Source organism: Streptomyces violaceoruber, from assembly GCF_033406955.1.
Classification (GTDB): Bacteria; Actinomycetota; Actinomycetes; order Streptomycetales; family Streptomycetaceae; genus Streptomyces; species Streptomyces violaceoruber.
Genome location: NZ_CP137734.1, coordinates 5,858,657 through 5,874,999, shown reverse-complemented (window position 1 = coordinate 5,874,999; position 16,343 = coordinate 5,858,657). Strand labels below are relative to the sequence as shown.

Here is a 16,343-nt window from a genome sequence, read left to right as displayed (position 1 = left end):
CTCACCCCGCCACCTTCACGGTCGTGGTCGCGCCCCACAGGGCCAGCGACAGGAAGAAGTCGGTGACGCTGATCAGCACGATGGCGTTGCGCACCGACCGGCCGACGGCGACGCCGACACCGGCCGGGCCGCCGGAGGCGCGGTAGCCGTAGTAGCAGTGGGCGACGATCACCATCACGCTGAAGATCAGCACCTTCAGGACGGAGAGCAGCACGTCCGTCGGGGAGAGGAAGAGGTTGAAGTAGTGGTCGTAGGTGCCGCGGGACTGCCCGTTGAACAGGACGGTCACGTAGCGGGAGGCGAGGAAGGAGGAGAGCAGCCCGATCGCGTAGAGCGGGATGATGGCGACGACGCCGGCGATGATGCGGGTGGTGACGAGGTAGGGCATGGAGCGGATGCCCATGCCCTCCAGCGCGTCGACCTCCTCGTTGATGCGCATCGCGCCGAGCTGGGCGGTGAAGCCGGCCCCGACGGTCGCGGAGAGGGCGAGTCCGGCGACGAGGGGCGCGATCTCGCGGGTGTTGAAGTAGGCGGAGACGAATCCGGTGAACGCCGACGTGCCGATCTGGTCGAGGGCCGCGTAGCCCTGGATTCCGACGACAGTCCCGGTGAAGAGCGTCATCGCGATCATCACGCCGATGGTGCCGCCGATGACGCCGAGGCCGCCGGAGCCGAAGGCCACCTCGGCGAGGAGGCGCTGCACCTCCTTGAGGTAGCGGCGCAGGGTCCGCGGGACCCACAGCAGGGCCCGGACGTAGAAGAGCAGTTGGTCACCGGAGCGGTCGAGCCAGACGAGCGGGGAGGCCATCGGACCTCAGCCTCCCTTCGGCGGGACGATCTGGAGGTAGACGGCCGTCATCACCATGTTGACGAAGAAGAGCAGGAGGAAGGTGATGACGACGGACTGGTTGACGGCGTCGCCGACGCCCTTGGGGCCGCCGCGCGGGTTGAGTCCCCGGTAGGCGGCGACGATGCCCGCGATGAACCCGAAGACCAGCGCCTTGAGTTCGCTGACGTAGAGGTCGGGCAGCTGGGCGAGGGCGGAGAAGCTGGAGAGGTAGGCGCCGGGGGTGCCGCCCTGCATGATGACGTTGAAGAAGTAGCCGCCGAGGATGCCGACGACGGAGACCAGGCCGTTGAGCAGGACCGCGACGCCCATCGCGGCCAGCACCCGGGGCACGACCAGGCGCTGCACCGGGGAGACGCCCATGACCTCCATGGCGTCGAGTTCCTCCCGGATCCTGCGGGAGCCGAGGTCGGCGCAGATGGCCGAGCCGCCGGCGCCGGCGATGAGCAGCGCGACGATGAGCGGGCTGGCCTGCTGGACGACGGCGAGGACGCTGGCGCCGCCGGTGAACGACTGGGCGCCGAGCTGCTCGGTCAGGGAGCCGACCTGGAGCGCGATGACGGCTCCGAAGGGGATCGAGACCAGGGCGGCGGGCAGGATGGTCACGCTGGCGACGAACCAGAACTGCTCGACGAACTCGCGGAACTGGAAGGGTCTTCGGAACACGGCCCGGACGACTTCCGCCGCGAGCGCGAAGAGCCGCCCGGTCTGCCGCAGGGCGCCGGTGATCACGCGCCGCTCCCGGCGGCGGGCATCGGCAGCGTGGCCGCCTCGGAGTCCCTGGCGTAGGTGTCCCGGATGGCGGACCGCGCGGCGGGCGGCAAGGTGTCGATCATGCCCATGACGCGCTTGCGTCGGCGGGCGACGGCCCGGCGCGGCGGCAGGCCGGGCGAGGGCTCCAGCTGCGGCACGATCACCCGGGGCGCGGCGGGGGCGGCGGGGGCGGCGTCCGCCTCGGCGGCGAGGGTGGCCGCGTCCTTCTCCTCGGACATCCCGATGGGCCCCTCGCGCCGGCCGCCCAGGAACTGGGCCACGACCGGCTCGTCACTGGTGAGCAGCACCTCGCGCGGGCCGAAGGTGACGAGTTGGCGCAGGAAGAGCATCCCCATGTTGTCCGGCACGGTGGCCGCGATGTCGAGGTTGTGGGTGACGATCAGCATCGTCGCGTCCAGCTGGGCGTTCAGGTCGATCAGCAGCTGGGAGATGTAGGCGGTGCGGACCGGGTCGAGACCGGAGTCCGGTTCGTCGCAGAGGATGATCTGCGGGTCGAGGACCAGCGCGCGGGCCAGTCCCGCCCGCTTGCGCATGCCTCCGCTGATCTCTCCCGGCAGCTTTCCCTCCGCGCCCAGCAGCCCGACGACCTCGATCCGCTCCATGACGATGCGGCGGATCTCGGACTCCTTCTTGCGGGTGTGTTCGCGCAGCGGGAAGGCGATGTTGTCGAAAAGGGACATGGACCCGAAGAGGGCGCCGTCCTGGAACATGAGACCGAACAGTTTCCGGGTCTCGTAGATGTCTCTTTCCGGACTGTTCACCATGTCCACCCCGTTGATGAGGACACGGCCCTTCTCGGGTTTGAGCAGCCCGATGAGCGACTTCAGGAAAACGGTCTTACCGGTTCCGGACGGGCCCAGCATCACGCTGACCTCTCCCGCCGGAAGAGTGAGTGACACGTCCCGCCAGATGCTCTGCTTACCGAAGGACTTGGTCAGGCCCTCGACCACCACTTCGATTCCCATATCACCTCCAGCGGACGCCAATCGGATACGCGCTGCGGGCCCGCACGTTAAGTCGGCCCGAAGCGCACTGACAACGGGTGCGGCACGGATCTTCGGCACCCCCGCGGAACTTGTCACCGCGCTGACAACCTCCCCGCCCCGTACTTGTCTCCGGGGAGACAGGGCAGGGTCTCGCGGTTCCGGGGGGTGTGGATCCCGCGGGACCCCGCCGGCGGACACCCGGGCCCGATGGAGGGTGGGCCGGAACGCGTCCGCCATGGCTCCGGCCGACGGGGGCCACCGACCTGGAACCGAGCACCGCACCGGCACGTTACGGCCGAGTAACCTCGGCGGGCAACACCGGGTCAGGAGTTTTCCGGGATACCGACTTCGGCCATCCGGAACCTGTCACGGAAGGCACAAGAACCCGCCGACTACTTGTCATCGAGTGAGTATCGGGACCCCCTCGCGTGGGACGGTGACGGAGCAGGAGCACCGCGAGCCGAACGCTTCGACCTTGGCATCGGATGACTAAGCCGAATCGCGTTTCACTCACCCCGGAAACAGCTTGTTCCCCTTTTCAAAGAATCATGGACGGCCGCATTGTTCGCCTATGTTTCCGACGAGTAACGTCACGGCCCAATCCCGGTCAACCCTCAAGGAGAGTCCGAGTCATGAAGAAGAACATGAGAAGGTCGGCCCTCGTGGTGTGTGCGGCCGCGTCGGCGCTCGGCCTCGCCGCCGTCCCCTCCTCGGCGGTGCCCTCCACGGTGTGGACGGTCAACCCCTCGCCGGCCGCCTTCAAGGCCGTGAACGTCGGCAACATCGTGCTCACCGCCACCATCCCCATGACGTGCACGACCTCGACGGCTGCCGGGACGATGGCGAGCGCCACCGGCAACCCCGGGGACGTCGCCGACATCACCACCATGAACTTCGGTGCGTCCGGCTCGCCGTGCACCAGCGTCCTGGGCAACGTCACCACCACGTCGGTCACCCCCTGGGACGTCATCGCGCTGGACTACAACTCCTCCACCGGTGTCACCAAGGGCTACGTCGGCAACGTCAAGGCCAACGTCACCGCCGGCGCCTGCAAGTTCACGGTGACGGGCAAGGCCTCCGGCACGTACACCAACTCCACCGGCATCCTGGCGATCAACAGCACCGCCGGTGAACTGGCGGTCAGCAACCCGGTCAACTGCGGTGCGATCGTCACCCCCACCACCAAGCCCACCTTCAAGGGCAACTACGCCGTCACGGTGGCGAGCACCGGCGCCATCCCCACCATCGTCGGCTCCAACCCGTAGGCCGCCGACCAGCCCCGCCCGCCCGGCCGGTACCCCGGCCGGGCGTTCGCGGGCCCCGTGCCGCGCGTTCGCGGGCCCCGTGCCGCGCGTCCGAGCAGACCGGCGCGCCTTGTCCGAGCCATCCGAGCGGAGTCGTATGAAAGCCACGCCAGCCGCCGCCCCGCGGCCGTCCCGGGCCCGCGCCCGGACCACGTCGATCGCCGCGTTCGTCGTGCTCGCCGCCCTGGTCCCGACCACCGCCTCGGCCTCGGGCACCCAGGAGGTCGAGGCCGAACTCCCCTATGTCTGCACCCTCCCCTCGGGGCAGCTGCCCGCGACGGTGCGGGTCTCGGCGGAGTTCCCCGAACGGGCCGGGGCGGGCGAGGCGTTCACGCCGTCCGACGTCACCACCACCGTCGAACTCCCGGCGGAGGCGGTCGCGGACCTCACCGCGCGCGACGCGGCCGAGGTACGGGCGGCCACCTCGCTCGCCGTCGGCGTCGCCCAGAACACGGCCACGGCGGCGGCGACCTGGCGGGGCAGCGCCGAGCCCGTCGCGCTGCCCGGGTCGGGGCCGCTGACGCTGGTGACGCGGGGAGACGTCCCCTCGGTGGCCGGCCGGAGCGACGGCGACCTGACGTTCTCGGCGGGCGCTCTCGCGATCGACCTGGCGCTCGGGGCGGCCGATCCGGCCACCGCGGACCCCGGCTCGCTGACCGTCGACTGCACCCTCGCCGAGGACGCGCCCGGCCAGGGGCTGCTGGCCACCGTACCGGTCGGCACGGACGGGCAGGCACCGAGCGGTTCGCCGTCCTCGTCGGGGCCGGCCGGGTCCTCCGGGGCGCCGGACGACGACGGACGGCAGGACGGGCCGGGAGACCGGCGGCCGGAGCGGCAGTCCGAGCGCTCGCCGAAGGTGCTGGAGAACACCCCCGGCGCCGCCGCGGACCGCGACGACGTCCCGCCCTGCCGCTACGACGAGCAGCACCCTCCCACCGACGTCTCGCTCAACGCCTATGTCACCGGCTACGCCAACGTGAAGAAGATGAAGGGCGCCGCGTACCTCCCGCCGTCCTGCGTGCTGATCGAGCAGGGGCTGCCCGTACCGGGCCCGCCGGACCCGGAGTACCTGATCTTCGACACGCTGTCGTACGCGAACTTCCACTACCGGGAGCGCAAGCAGACCCCGCCCTTCGAAGCGACGTTCCTGTCCTTCGACTTCGCCCCGGTGAAGGCCACCATGGTGCTGGAGCAGACGGGAACCATGCGGATCGACTCGCGCATGAAGATACGGCTGTCCGACTTCACCACGATCACCGACACCTACGTCCGGGCCCCGCTGGTCCTGCATGTGCTGGACCTCGAGGTCAACGGCACACCCCTGGACGTCGGTTCGGAATGCCGGACCGAGACGTCCCTCACCTCCGAGGACCCGGACCCCGCGAACTTCCCCGGTGACCACCTGGTGCTGTACGGCCGGGGCGAGCAGCTCATCGGCCTGCCGGCCACCGGCTACCTGCTGCTGAGCGGCGGCGCGCTGTCCGGCGAGGCGACCATCCCCGCCTTCACCGGCTGCGGCAGCGACGGTGAGGACCTCGACCGCCTGCTCACCGCCTCCGTCTCGGGTCCGGGCAACTACATCAAGCAGGTCCAGGGCCAGACGTGCGCGATCGCCGCCCCCGTCTTCCCGAGCCCTGAGAACGAAGGCCAGTGCACCGAGGACCTCCAGCCCTACGAGATCCCCGTCGCCGAGCGCTGATCCCCGTCCCACACCTCCACGGAAGGCCACCACCATGCCCCGGATCTCCACCCGCACCCGGCTCGCCACCGTGTCCGCGCTGACCGCGCTCGGCGCCTTCGCCTCCCTGGGCACGGCGACCGCCGCCGAACCCGCGCTGAACGGCGAGTGGGCCCCCTTCACCCGCTGCCCCGTGGACGCCCCGGCGATGCTGGCGGCCGACGGCTTCGACAAGACCCCGCAGTGTGTGGTGTCCACCTCGGCGAGCGGCTCCATCAAGCTGGGCGACACCACCGTGACGACCGGCAGGACCAACCTGCAGATGGGCATCGTCCAGAACGCGGACGGCACCAGCAGCGTGGTCGCCCCCGCCTCCGGCGCGCTGGTCGCCGAGCCCGCCACCGTGCCCGGCGGACTGCTCGGCCTGATGTGCCCGAGCGACATCTTCGTCATCACGGGCATCTGCGAGTCGCTGGAGAACTCCAGCCTCAACAAGATCACCGCGACCATGGAGTCGGTCGGCGCGCCCTACGCCTTCGACCAGACCGCGGGCGTCCTCACCGACATGCCCATCGTCGCCCTGCCGGTCCGCATCCACCTGGAGAACCCGCTGCTCGGCGACAAGTGCTACATCGGGACGGCCGCCAAGCCGATCGTGCTGCGCCCGGAGAACCGCGACTACCCCGAGGCCGGCCTGAGCTTCTTCCAGGGCGACGGCACCGCCGACCCGGCGGGCGAGATGAGCCGGATCAACCTCACCGGCGCCACCCAGAACGACAGCACCTTCGCGGTGCCCGGCGCCACCGGCTGCGGCCTGAACGTCGGTCTGATCAACCTCGCGGTGAACGCGAAGACCGGGCTGCCCTCCGCCGCCGGGAACAACAGTCTCACCCTGAACGACACCCGGACCCACCTCACCGGGCTCAACGCACCGGGGACCGTCGTCCCCGACGCCGGCAAGGTCCTGGCCGAGAACTGGCACTCCGCCGTCGAGTAACAGCCAAAAGCACACACAACCGGGACACGATTCCTCCCCAAGAGATGTACAACACAACAAAGTTGATTTACCTTCAGCTCTGCCAGACCGGTGAACACCCAGTGGCCCGGTCCGGGCTCCGCCCGCCGAGGGCGGGGCCCGGTCGGCCCACCCCACCGGACATGTCGACGGCAAGGGATCACTCATGCCCTCAATCGCGCGTCCTTCGGTGCTCGGTGAACCGCTCGACCCCCTGCCCAAGAAGTTCGCGGCCTTCATGCGTCCGCTGCTCCCGGGGCTGCTGAACGAGATACGCACCGAGGTCACCCGCAGCTATCCGGTGTACGGCAGGCTGCTCAACGGCCCGGACGGGGACGCGATCCGCCAGGGCGTCGAGCAGGCGCTGACCGCCTTCGTGGACCGGGTGGCCGACCCCTCCAGCAGTTCGGAGCTGCGGGACGAACTGCTGCGCAGGTTCGGCCGGGTGGAGGCCTACGAGGGCCGCGACCTGGAGGTCCTGCAAGGGGCCTACCGGCTCGGCGCCCGTATCGCGCTGCGCCGGGCCAAGACGCTGGGCCGGCAGTACAGCCTCTCCCCCGCGCTGATCCTCGCCTTCGCCGACGCCCTCTTCGCCTACGTCGAGGAGCTGGAGGCGATCACCCGCGAGGGATACGCGGAGGTCCGGGAGCGGGCCGCGTCCGAGGAGTCCGCGTTACGAAGACAGTTACTGCACTTCCTGCTCGCCGCCTCGCCGCTGCCCCGGACGGCCGTCTCCGAACTGTGCAAGGCCGCCGCCTGGGAGCTGCCCCGGTCCTGCTTCCTGGTCGCGCTCCAGTCTCCGGCGCCGGAGCACATCCAGGCGGCGCTCGACCGGGACGTCCTCGCCGACCTCGACATACCGCAGCCGCACCTGCTGGTGCCCGGGGACCTCACCCCCGCCCGCCTCGACATGATCCGCACGGCCCTGGCCGGCACCCGCGCCGCGCTGGGTCTGACCGTGCCGGTCGGCCAGGCCGCCGACTCCGTCCGCTGGGCCCGCCGCGTGCTGCAGCTCGTTGACGACGATGTCATACCCGACGCCCCGCTGATCCGCTGCGAGGATCACCTGACGACCCTGTGGCTGCTGTCCGACTCGGCCCTGGTCGACCGGGTCGCGGCCCGTGAACTGGCCCCGCTCGACGAGTTGCCGGCCAGGCGGCGCGACCGGCTGGTGGAGACCCTGCGCGTGCACGTGTCCACCCGGGCGCCGGCGGAGCAGGTCGGCGAGATGCTGGGCGTGCACGCGCAGACCGTCCGCTACCGCCTGCGGACGCTGGACGCCTACCTGGGCGACCGGCTCGCCGACCCCGACCACCGCTTCGCCATCGAGGTGGCCCTGCGCTCGCTGCACCTGCGGGGCCACGACGACCCGGAGTGAGGACCGGGGCCCCGGCGCGCGTGCGTACCGGCCGGCGGCTCAGTACGCCACGGGCCAGCCGCTGCTCCAGTCCAGGAGGTTGATGCCGAGCTTGGGTGTGCCGTTGTCGTTGCCGTCGTAGTAGTGGTAGACGATCAGGTCGCCGTCCACGTCGTTCATGATCGACTGTCCGCCGGGGCCGATGACGCTGCCGTGCGACTCCAGCACCGGCGTCCCGCCGTTGTCCGTCATCGCGACGCCGTTCCGGTCCCGGTAGGGCCCGGTGACGCTCGTCGCCCGGCCGACCTTCACCTTGTAGGTGGAGCCGGTGCCGGCGCAGCAGGTGTCGTAGGAGGCGAAGAGGTAGTAGTACCCGTTCCGCTTGACGACGTACGGCGCCTCGACGGCCTTGGTGCCGGTCGGGCGGGAGGCGAGGGAGCGGCGGGCGGTGTCGGAGGCGAGCTGCTTGCCGGTGGCCGGGTCGATCCGGATCATCTTGATGCCGGTCCACCAACTGCCGAAGGACAGCCACCACGTGCCGTCGTCGTCGACGAAGAGGTTCGGGTCGATGGCGTTGTAGTCGCTGGCGGAACCGGAGGTGTAGACGATGCCGTAGTCGCTCCAGCTGCCCGGCGCTCCGGTGGTGGAACCCGCGAGTCCGATGGCGGAGGTGTTGGAGCCGAAGGACGAGACGGAGTAGTACATGAGGTACTTGCCGCCGTGGTACGAGATGTCCGGCGCCCAGGCCTCCGGGACGGACGAGTACCGCGACCACCAACCGGGCCGGGAACCGAAGGCGTCGGCGCCCGCGGAGAAGGCGGTGCGGTCCGAGGACGCCTTGCTGCTGATGCCGCCGCCGGTGGCGTAGAGCCGGTACTGCCCGGACGAGGTGCGGATCATGGTCGGGTCGTGGGTGACGACGGAGCCGGTGACCCGGCCGGGGTTCGGGTAGGCCGACGCCGTGGAGGGGACGAGGGCGAGCAGTGCGGCGGTGGGGAGGGCGAGGAGTGCGGCTCGTCTGCGACGCATGGGGGGCTCCTGTTCCGTTGACTCGTTGACTCGGTGCTCGGTGCTCGGTGCTTGTTGCGTCGTTGCTCGTTGCTTGTTGCTCGTTGCTTGTTGCTCGTTGCTTGTTGCTCGTTCAGAATTTCGAACAACATTCGTGATGTCGCACGTGACGCAGTGACGGAACCTAGAATCGAAGCGCTTGCGCGTCAATGCCCCCGGCACCGACGGCGGTTGATGTCCGGAAAACAGCGGGTGCCGAAGGTGGCCGGCGCGTGAATTCGAGCCGTGGAGTCACCGGAGTCACGCCCCCTCCCGCCCCTCCCCCGCCACCATGGCCTCCCGTGTCACCGTCCTGAGGGGGAGCCGGACGTGAGTCTGTCCTGGGGGTCCTTGGCCGCCGTCCTGGGTCTGGCCGTGCCCGTGGCGGCCGCGCTGTGGGAGTTCGTGCTGGCGGGCCGCAAACGGCTCGGCTACCGCGTCCAGCTGGACACCACGATCCGGGACTCGGCGGCCTCGGGGCCCGCCACCACGGTGCTCCAGCGCATGCAGTGGGACGGTACGAACCTCAGCGACCCCTCGGTCGTCCTGCTGCGCATCGAGAACGCCGGCTGGAGCCCGGTCGTCGCCGCCGACTACGTCGCTCCCGCCAGCGACCCCGTGGGCATACGCATCGCCTTCCCCGGCCGCCGCGTCGTCGGCATGACCGTCACCGAGCGCAGCCCCCAGGTGCCGCCCACCTTCTTCGTGCCGGGGGCCGAGGGCTTCGAGACCACGGGCCGGGAGGTCAAACTGCCCAAGGTGATCCTCAACCGCCGGGCGCACTACAAGGTCCTGGCCGTCCTGGACCGCGAGGAGGGCTTCACCGAGCCCGAGTTCCCCGAGCCCGAGGTCACCGCCGGGATCGTCGGCGGGGTGCGCGGCGGGAACATCAGGAAGACCGCGTACTACCCCTTCGCCTCGCGCCAGGTCCGCTGGCTGCTCGCCTCGCTCATCCTGGTCAGCGCCACCCAGTCGGCGTTCACCCTGGCCGGGGGCGAGGACACCGCCGCCCCGCTGGACTGCGCCGCCGGAACCCTGCACCTGTCGGGCTCCACGGCCTTCGCGCCGGTGCTGCGGGAGGCCGCGGAGCAGTACGAGCGGACCTGCCCGGACGCCCGCATCCCGCTCACCGCCACCTCCTTCAAGGGCAGCGTCGACGGGCTCGACACCCTCGCCGCCGCCGGTGCGGCCGCCCGGCTCCCGGACGGCCGGGGCCTCGGCGACAGACTGACGTTCAGCGACGGACCGAAGTCCGACGGCCGCCCGCGGCTGCTGCCGAGGCCCGTCGCGCTGTCCCTGTTCACGCTGGTCGTGCACAAGGAGGCGGGGGTGGAGGACCTGTCCCTGAAGCAGGTACGGGACGTCTACGCCGGGCGCGTCACCAACTGGAGCCGGGTGGGCGGCAACGACGTCCCCATCCACCTGGTCAGCCGGAACCCCGGCTCGGGCACCCGGACCACGCTCGAACGGCAGGTCCTCGACGGCCGCCCCCTCCCGGCGGTCACCACGCCCGACTGCGCGGGGCTCGACCGCGACCGGCCGGGCCGCTGCGAGGTGGGCGGCACCGGGACGCTGCTGGACACGGTGGCCTCGACCCCGGGGGCCCTGGGACACAGCGAGGTCGGCGCCGCCGCCGCGCACGACGACGTCCGGCAGATCCGCATCGACGGCTACCCGGCCACCCTGGAGGGCGCCGACCAGGGGGCGTATCCGTACTGGCAGACGGAGATCGCCTACACCTACGGCGAACCGCCGGCCGACTCGATCGCGGCGGGCTTCCTGCGCTACCTCGCCGACGAGGTGGGCAAGGACATCGTCCGCGCCAGGGGCCACCGCCCCTGCGCCGAGCTGGACAAGCCGCTGCTGTGCCGGCCGGACGGTGCGCCCGCCGCGAGGTGACGCCCCGGAGGGAGCCCGCGGCGGCCCGGTCAGGACTCCGGGCACTCCTTCCACGCCAGGTGGTACACCGTGCTGATGTCACCGTCCGTGGAGTCCATCGTCATGAAGCTCACCTCGTCCGGGTCGGAGGTCCCGGTGCTCACCCGCAGCTCCGTGTTGATGTTGAAGTTGCGCTGGACCCCGCAGGGCGCCCAGACCAGCTGCGCCCAGTCGGTGCTGTCGGTGGCCTGCCAGTTGTCGTCGTAGGGGCCGGCGAAGGGGTGGGTGCGGTACTCCGTGTTCGGGGAGCCCTGGAAGTAGTACGAGGCCCGCTGGGTGCCCTTCGCGCCGGGCTGGAGGGCGGCGAAGCCCCGGTAGTCCGCGCTGGCGACGGCGTAGGTGAAGCCCTGCGGGACATGGACGAGCAGGTTGAGCTGGCAGTTCTTGCGGAAGTCGGTGGGCGCGGAGTCGCCGCCCGCCTGGGCGAGGTAGTCGCTGTAGGTGACGGTGAACGCCGTGTTGTCCCCGGAGACGGCGACCGCCGCCGTGCCCTGCGGACAGCCGGAGCCGTTCACGGTGGCGACCTTGATGACGATCTTGTCCGGCGGCGGGTCCTCGAACCCGCCGGAGGACTGGTGCTGCTGCGCGGGCAGCACGGAGGTGAGGAGCGCGGCGATCGTGCCGCTCAGGAGCAGGCCGGTGGCCATGGGTCTCCCATCCCGGTCGGTGGGGGGTGAATGTGGTTGAATGCGTCCGCCATCTACACGTGGTGTGCACATGACATCCACGGAACGGTCGCATCGTAGGAAGCCCCGCCGAGGGCGGACAGGCACTCTCCCGGCCATTCACATCGGCCGGTTCCCACCACCCGGGCCACCCGGGCCGAGGTCCGGCGGGTCCTCCGCCACCCGGGCCGACGGTCGGCGGTTCTCCGTAACCCGGGCCACGGCCTACGGGTTCTCCCTGCCGGACGGCCGGTTTCGGTACCGCGCGTGCCGCGTAGCCCGCACGCGCCGAGATCCTCGTGCCGACCATTGCGGCATCCGCTGGGACAATGGCCCGGCACAGGCGGTCCCGCGCAGGCGGCGGGACCGGAGACACGCGCGCTACAGGAGAGGCTCCCTTGGAGCTCAGCAGGCCCAGCAGGCTCGGCAGACGAGCGTTCAGCGCCCTCGCGGGCACCACCGTCCTCGGTCTCGCGCTGGGCGGCAGCACGGCGCTGCCCGCCTCCGGCTCCGCGGGTCCCGCGCCCAGCGGGCCGCCGCCCGGCCCGCCCGGCGCCGACGGCGCGCGCCACCGGGTCACGCTGAAGGGCGACTCGCTGCTGGTGGACGGCAGGCGGCTGGCCCTGTGGTCCGGCGAGCTGCACCCCTTCCGGCTGCCGAGCCCGTCCCTGTGGCGGGACGTGCTCCAGAAGATGCGGGCCTACGGCCACAACGCGGTCGACGTCCGCCTCGCCTGGAACCAGCACTCCCCCGCCCCCGGCGCGTACGACTTCACCGGTGTCCGCGACCTCGACCTGTTCCTGCGCACGGCCGCCGAGTGCGGTCTGTACGTCGTCCTGCACCCCGGCCCGCACATCGGCGCCGACGTGGACGCCGGGGGCCTGCCCGGCTGGCTGACGACCGTCGGGGGCCGGGCCGGGAGCACCGGCCCGGCGTACCTGCGCCACGCCGACGAGTGGCTGGGCCGGGTCGACGCCGTCGCCGCCCGGCACCTGTTCACCCGGGGCACCGGCACGGTGCTGCTCTACCGGGCCGACGCCCCCGGGCGCGCCGGTCTGGACCTCCTGCGCACGAGGATGCGCGCCGACGGCATCGACGTGCCCCTGCTGCACGGTGGCACGCCGCTCGCCCGGGAGGACCAGGGGCCGGTCCGGGACGCCGCCGAGGCGCGGCGGGTCCACTTCGACCGCCTGGCGCGGGGGGTCGCCCCGCACCGCGTCCGGATGGCGTTCGGCGGCACCTCGTGGGGCTGGCTGCCCGCACCCTCGGCACCCTCACCGACCTACGCCCCGAACGCGGCGATCGACGAGGCGCGACGGCCGACGGACCAGCTCGCGCCGCTCCACCAGCTCGGGCAACTCCTGCGCCACGTACCGGACTTCACCGGAATGACCGAGGCGGAGGCGGTCCGGGCCACCGACGCCCGGATCCGGGTACGGCACCTGGCCGATCCGGACACCGGGGCGCACGCCTACGTCCTGCGCAACGACTCCGCCGCTAACGTCACCTCGACCCTCCCCATGGGCGGGGCCGACGTGGAGGTCACGGTGCCCGCCCGGGACGCCAAGCTCTTCGCCACCGGCCTGCGCCTGGGCTCGGGGCGCAAGCTGGCGTACGCCACGGTGCAGCCCATGCTGGCCATGAGCGTCGGGCGGCTGGACATCGCCGCGTTCGTGGGGCGGGCCGGCGAGATGGCGCACCTGGTCCTGGACTGCCCGGACGAGCCGTGGCCGACCCGGCTGGACGAGGAGGCGGCCTGGGCCTTCGACCGCGGGCGGCTGCACGTGACGGTGCCGCTCCGGGAGGACCGGCTGACCCGGGTGCGGGTGCGCAGCGGCGGCACCGACCGCACTCTGCTGCTGATCGTCGCCGACGACGCCGCCTCGCTGCGGCTGTGGCCGTACGAGACCCCGTCGGGCCGGGTCCTGGTGCGCGGACCGGAGCTGCTGCGCGAGGCCGCCCTGGACGGTGCGACGATCCGGCTGACCGGTGACACGGTCGCCGAGCGCGAGCTGGAGGTGTGGGCGCCGCCCGGCATCACCGACGTCACCTGGAACGGCGAGGCGGTGCAGTCGGGACTGGGCCGCGCCCTGAGCCTGATGGCCGTGTGGCCGCTGCCCGGCGTGCCCGGCCTGGTGCTGCCCGCGCTGGACGGCTGGCGCCGGCGCGCGGAGAACTTCGAGTCCCGGCCCGACTACGGCGACGAGGGATGGACGGTCGCCGACCGGCGCACGACGCACAGCACGACCCCGGTCCCCGACGGCCGGCCGGTGCTCTTCGCCGACGACTACGGCTTCCACTACGGCGACGTCTGGTACCGCGCCCGCCTCACCGGCGCCACGGGGCTGGAGCGGGTGTCCCTCTCGTACAGCACGGGCGCGGACGGCCTGCTGATGGCCTGGCTGGACGGGGTGCCGCTGGGCAGCCACCAGCCGGACGGGGCGGGCGACGGGAAGGGCACGTGGACCGGCACGGCCGCGTTCGGGCTGCCGGAGGACCTGCGCGCCGCACTGCGCCGGGCCGCCGGGAGCAGGGCGGGCGGGGGGAGCAAGGGCGGCGAAGGGGACGACGGCCCCGTCCTGTCCGTCCTGGTGCGGCGCACACAGCACGGCCAGGACGCGTACCGGGAGGCCCGCGGGCTGACGTCGGCGGCGTTCGAGGGCGCCTCGCCCGAGGTGCGCTGGCGGATCATGGGCGCGGCCGCCCCCGACCCGGTGCGCGGGCCGCTCAACAACGGCGGGCTGTACGGGGAGCGCCACGGCTGGCACCTGCCCGGGTACGACGACGGCGGGTGGGAGCGGGTGTCCCCGGCGGCGCTGCCCGGTGGGGACCGGCGCCAGGGCGTGACCTGGTACCGGACCACGTTCCGGCTGGACGTCCCGCCGGAGATCGACGCCTCGGTGGGGCTGCGCCTGGACGGAGACCCGGACCGCGGCGCCGGTGCCCACCGCGTCCAGGTCTTCCTGAACGGCTGGAACCTGGGCGCGTACGTGGGCGGCCGCACGGGTGCCCCGCACACCTTCGTCCTGCCGAACGGCATCCTGCGCACCCGGGCCGCCGCCAACACCCTGGCCCTCGCGGTCCTGTCCGGCGACGGCGCGCCGTCGGGTCCGGGCGCGGTGCGCCTGGAGCTGCTGGGCGGCGCGGCCGGAGGAGTGCCGGTGAAGCCCGTCCCCTCCCCCGGCCGGCGCGACGGCTGACCCGGGGCCGGGTCAGCGCAGCCGGATCACGTTCCAGGACAGCGGTTCCAGGGCGGCGGTGAGCCGGCCGTCCCTCAGGGAGGTGCCGTCGACCGGGTGCGGGACGACGCGCTCGGGCTCGGCGAGGGTGTTGCGGGCGTCGGGGTCGGCGTCCGCGAGGGCGCTGTGCTCGACGACCTCGGTCAGCTCCAGGCCGCTCAGGGCGACCTCCAGCGGGAGGGCCCCGGTGCGCGAGCGGTTGACGGCGAAGACGGTGACCGAGCCGTCCTCGGCGCGCACGGCGGTGGCGTGCAGCAGGTCGGCCTCGCCGTACTTCGCGGTGTCGTACGTCGGGGAGTCCACGCGGACGTCGAGGACCTCGCCGCGGCCGTACTTCGAGGCCTGGGAGAAGGGGAAGAACGTCGTCTGGCGCCAGGCCGGGCCGCCCGGCTCGGTCATGATCGGCGCGATGACGTTGACGAGCTGCGCGAGGCAGGCCACGGTGACGCGGTCGGCGTGCCGCAGCAGGGCGATCAGGAGCGAGCCGAAGACGACCGCGTCCATGACGCTGTAGTTGTCCTCGAGCAGGCGGGGCGCCTCGGGCCAGTCCAGGGCGCTGACCTCGGCCTGCGTCTTGGTCATGTACCAGACGTTCCACTCGTCGAAGGAGAGGTTGATCTTCTTCTTCGACTTGAGGCGGGCGCCGACGTGGTCGCAGGTGGCGACGACGTTCTCGATGAACGACTCCATGTCCACGGCGGAGGCGAGGAAGGAGTCGACGTCCCCGTCGTGCGGCTCGTAGTAGGCGTGCAGCGAGATGTGGTCGACCAGGTCGTAGGTCTCCTTCAGGACCGTCGCCTCCCACTCGGCGAAGGTCTCCATGGACTGCCCGGACGACCCGCACGCGACCAGTTCGACGTCCGGGTCGATCTGGCGCATGGCGCGGGCGGTCTCGGCGGCGACGCGGCCGTACTCCTCGGCGGTCTTGTGGCCGGTCTGCCAGGGGCCGTCCATCTCGTTGCCCAGGCACCAGAGCCTGATGCCGAAGGGGGCCTTGTCGCCGTGCTCGGCGCGCAGGTCGGACAGGGCCGTGCCGGAGGGGTGGTTGGCGTACTCCTGGAGTTCGAGCGCCTCGGCGACGCCGCGGGTGCCGAGGTTGACCGCCATCATGGGCTCGGCCTGCGGGCCGATCTTCTTCAGGAAGGCGATGTACTCGGAGAGGCCGAAGCGGTTGGTCTCGGTGGAGCGCCAGGCCAGGTCGAGGCGGCGCGGACGGTCCTCCACCGGGCCGACCGAGTCCTCCCACTTGTAGCCGGAGACGAAGTTGCCGCCGGGGTAGCGGACGGCGGTGACGCCGAGTTCCCGGACCAGCTCCAGCACGTCCTGGCGCAGGCCCTCGGCGTCCGCGGTGGGGTGGCCGGGCTCGAAGACGCCGGTGTACACGCAGCGTCCGAGGTGTTCGACGAAGGAGCCGAAGAGACGGGGGTTGACGGCGCCGACGGTGAAGGCGGGGTCGAGGGTGAAGCGGGCGGTGCGCATCTTTTCCTTTCGGG

The 16,343-nt window shown here is 71.8% G+C and carries 12 protein-coding genes; 6 read left to right on the top strand and 6 right to left on the bottom strand.

Annotation, left to right across the window (positions count from 1 at the left end):
• Position 1: 1 nt before the first annotated feature.
• Genes R2E43_RS26155 through R2E43_RS26145 form a run of 3 tightly spaced genes read right to left on the bottom strand, consistent with a single transcriptional unit; the run spans position 2 to position 2,586 of the window.
• Positions 2-808 (bottom strand): MlaE family ABC transporter permease, encoded by an 807-nt coding sequence (locus R2E43_RS26155; RefSeq protein WP_003976386.1) that lies wholly within the window; start codon positions 806-808, stop codon positions 2-4.
• 6 nt (positions 809-814) lie between these two features.
• A complete protein-coding gene (locus R2E43_RS26150; protein ID WP_003976385.1) occupies positions 815-1,579 on the bottom strand; it encodes an MlaE family ABC transporter permease in 765 nt (254 codons plus the stop codon).
• Entirely contained in the window at positions 1,576-2,586 is a 1,011-nt protein-coding gene (locus tag R2E43_RS26145) for an ABC transporter ATP-binding protein (RefSeq protein ID WP_016326134.1), read from the bottom strand. The genes R2E43_RS26150 and R2E43_RS26145 overlap by 4 nt, the downstream gene beginning before the upstream one ends.
• A gap of 653 nt (positions 2,587-3,239) precedes the next feature.
• Here R2E43_RS26145 and R2E43_RS26140 point away from each other — a divergent pair.
• The 4 genes from R2E43_RS26140 to R2E43_RS26125 all read left to right on the top strand — a co-directional run bounded on the left by R2E43_RS26140 (position 3,240) and on the right by R2E43_RS26125 (position 7,982).
• Entirely contained in the window at positions 3,240-3,872 is a 633-nt protein-coding gene (locus R2E43_RS26140; RefSeq protein ID WP_003976383.1) for a hypothetical protein, read from the top strand.
• 136 nt (positions 3,873-4,008) lie between these two features.
• Entirely contained in the window at positions 4,009-5,610 is a 1,602-nt protein-coding gene (locus tag R2E43_RS26135) for a DUF6801 domain-containing protein (protein WP_003976382.1), read from the top strand.
• A gap of 34 nt (positions 5,611-5,644) precedes the next feature.
• Positions 5,645-6,586: a hypothetical protein gene (locus R2E43_RS26130; RefSeq protein WP_003976381.1), complete on the top strand. Its 942-nt coding sequence runs from the start codon at positions 5,645-5,647 to the stop codon at positions 6,584-6,586.
• A 184-nt stretch (positions 6,587-6,770) separates the two neighbouring features.
• Complete coding sequence (locus tag R2E43_RS26125) at positions 6,771-7,982, top strand: helix-turn-helix domain-containing protein (RefSeq protein WP_003976380.1); 1,212 nt, start codon at positions 6,771-6,773, stop codon at positions 7,980-7,982.
• Between the two features lie 39 nt (positions 7,983-8,021).
• Here the strand turns inward: R2E43_RS26125 and R2E43_RS26120 are convergent, their stop codons facing one another.
• Positions 8,022-8,990 (bottom strand): arabinan endo-1,5-alpha-L-arabinosidase, encoded by a 969-nt coding sequence (locus tag R2E43_RS26120; RefSeq protein WP_003976379.1) that lies wholly within the window; start codon positions 8,988-8,990, stop codon positions 8,022-8,024.
• 348 nt (positions 8,991-9,338) lie between these two features.
• On the opposite strand from R2E43_RS26120, the gene R2E43_RS26115 reads away from it, so the two are divergent.
• Entirely contained in the window at positions 9,339-10,907 is a 1,569-nt protein-coding gene (locus tag R2E43_RS26115) for a substrate-binding domain-containing protein (RefSeq protein WP_210983806.1), read from the top strand.
• Positions 10,908-10,936: 29 nt separating this feature from the next.
• Here R2E43_RS26115 and R2E43_RS26110 read toward each other — a convergent pair whose 3' ends face one another.
• Complete coding sequence (locus R2E43_RS26110; RefSeq protein ID WP_011028347.1) at positions 10,937-11,593, bottom strand: DUF4360 domain-containing protein; 657 nt, start codon at positions 11,591-11,593, stop codon at positions 10,937-10,939.
• A gap of 416 nt (positions 11,594-12,009) precedes the next feature.
• On the opposite strand from R2E43_RS26110, the gene R2E43_RS26105 reads away from it, so the two are divergent.
• Positions 12,010-14,811: a beta-galactosidase gene (locus R2E43_RS26105; RefSeq protein ID WP_332056619.1), complete on the top strand. Its 2,802-nt coding sequence runs from the start codon at positions 12,010-12,012 to the stop codon at positions 14,809-14,811.
• 12 nt (positions 14,812-14,823) lie between these two features.
• Here R2E43_RS26105 and arfA read toward each other — a convergent pair whose 3' ends face one another.
• Positions 14,824-16,329, bottom strand: coding sequence for an arabinosylfuranosidase ArfA (gene arfA, locus R2E43_RS26100; protein ID WP_332056618.1), 1,506 nt, complete (start codon positions 16,327-16,329; stop codon positions 14,824-14,826).
• Positions 16,330-16,343: the final 14 nt, after the last annotated feature.

Coding starts and splice junctions, on each gene's coding strand:
- R2E43_RS26155 (WP_003976386.1), bottom strand. CDS start 808: ATGGCCTCCCCGCTCGTCTGGCTCGACCGCTCCGGTGACCAACTGCTC.
- R2E43_RS26145 (WP_016326134.1), bottom strand. CDS start 2,586: ATGGGAATCGAAGTGGTGGTCGAGGGCCTGACCAAGTCCTTCGGTAAG.
- R2E43_RS26140 (WP_003976383.1), top strand. CDS start 3,240: ATGAAGAAGAACATGAGAAGGTCGGCCCTCGTGGTGTGTGCGGCCGCG.
- R2E43_RS26135 (WP_003976382.1), top strand. CDS start 4,009: ATGAAAGCCACGCCAGCCGCCGCCCCGCGGCCGTCCCGGGCCCGCGCC.
- R2E43_RS26130 (WP_003976381.1), top strand. CDS start 5,645: ATGCCCCGGATCTCCACCCGCACCCGGCTCGCCACCGTGTCCGCGCTG.
- R2E43_RS26125 (WP_003976380.1), top strand. CDS start 6,771: ATGCCCTCAATCGCGCGTCCTTCGGTGCTCGGTGAACCGCTCGACCCC.
- R2E43_RS26120 (WP_003976379.1), bottom strand. CDS start 8,990: ATGCGTCGCAGACGAGCCGCACTCCTCGCCCTCCCCACCGCCGCACTG.
- R2E43_RS26110 (WP_011028347.1), bottom strand. CDS start 11,593: ATGGCCACCGGCCTGCTCCTGAGCGGCACGATCGCCGCGCTCCTCACC.
- arfA (WP_332056618.1), bottom strand. CDS start 16,329: ATGCGCACCGCCCGCTTCACCCTCGACCCCGCCTTCACCGTCGGCGCC.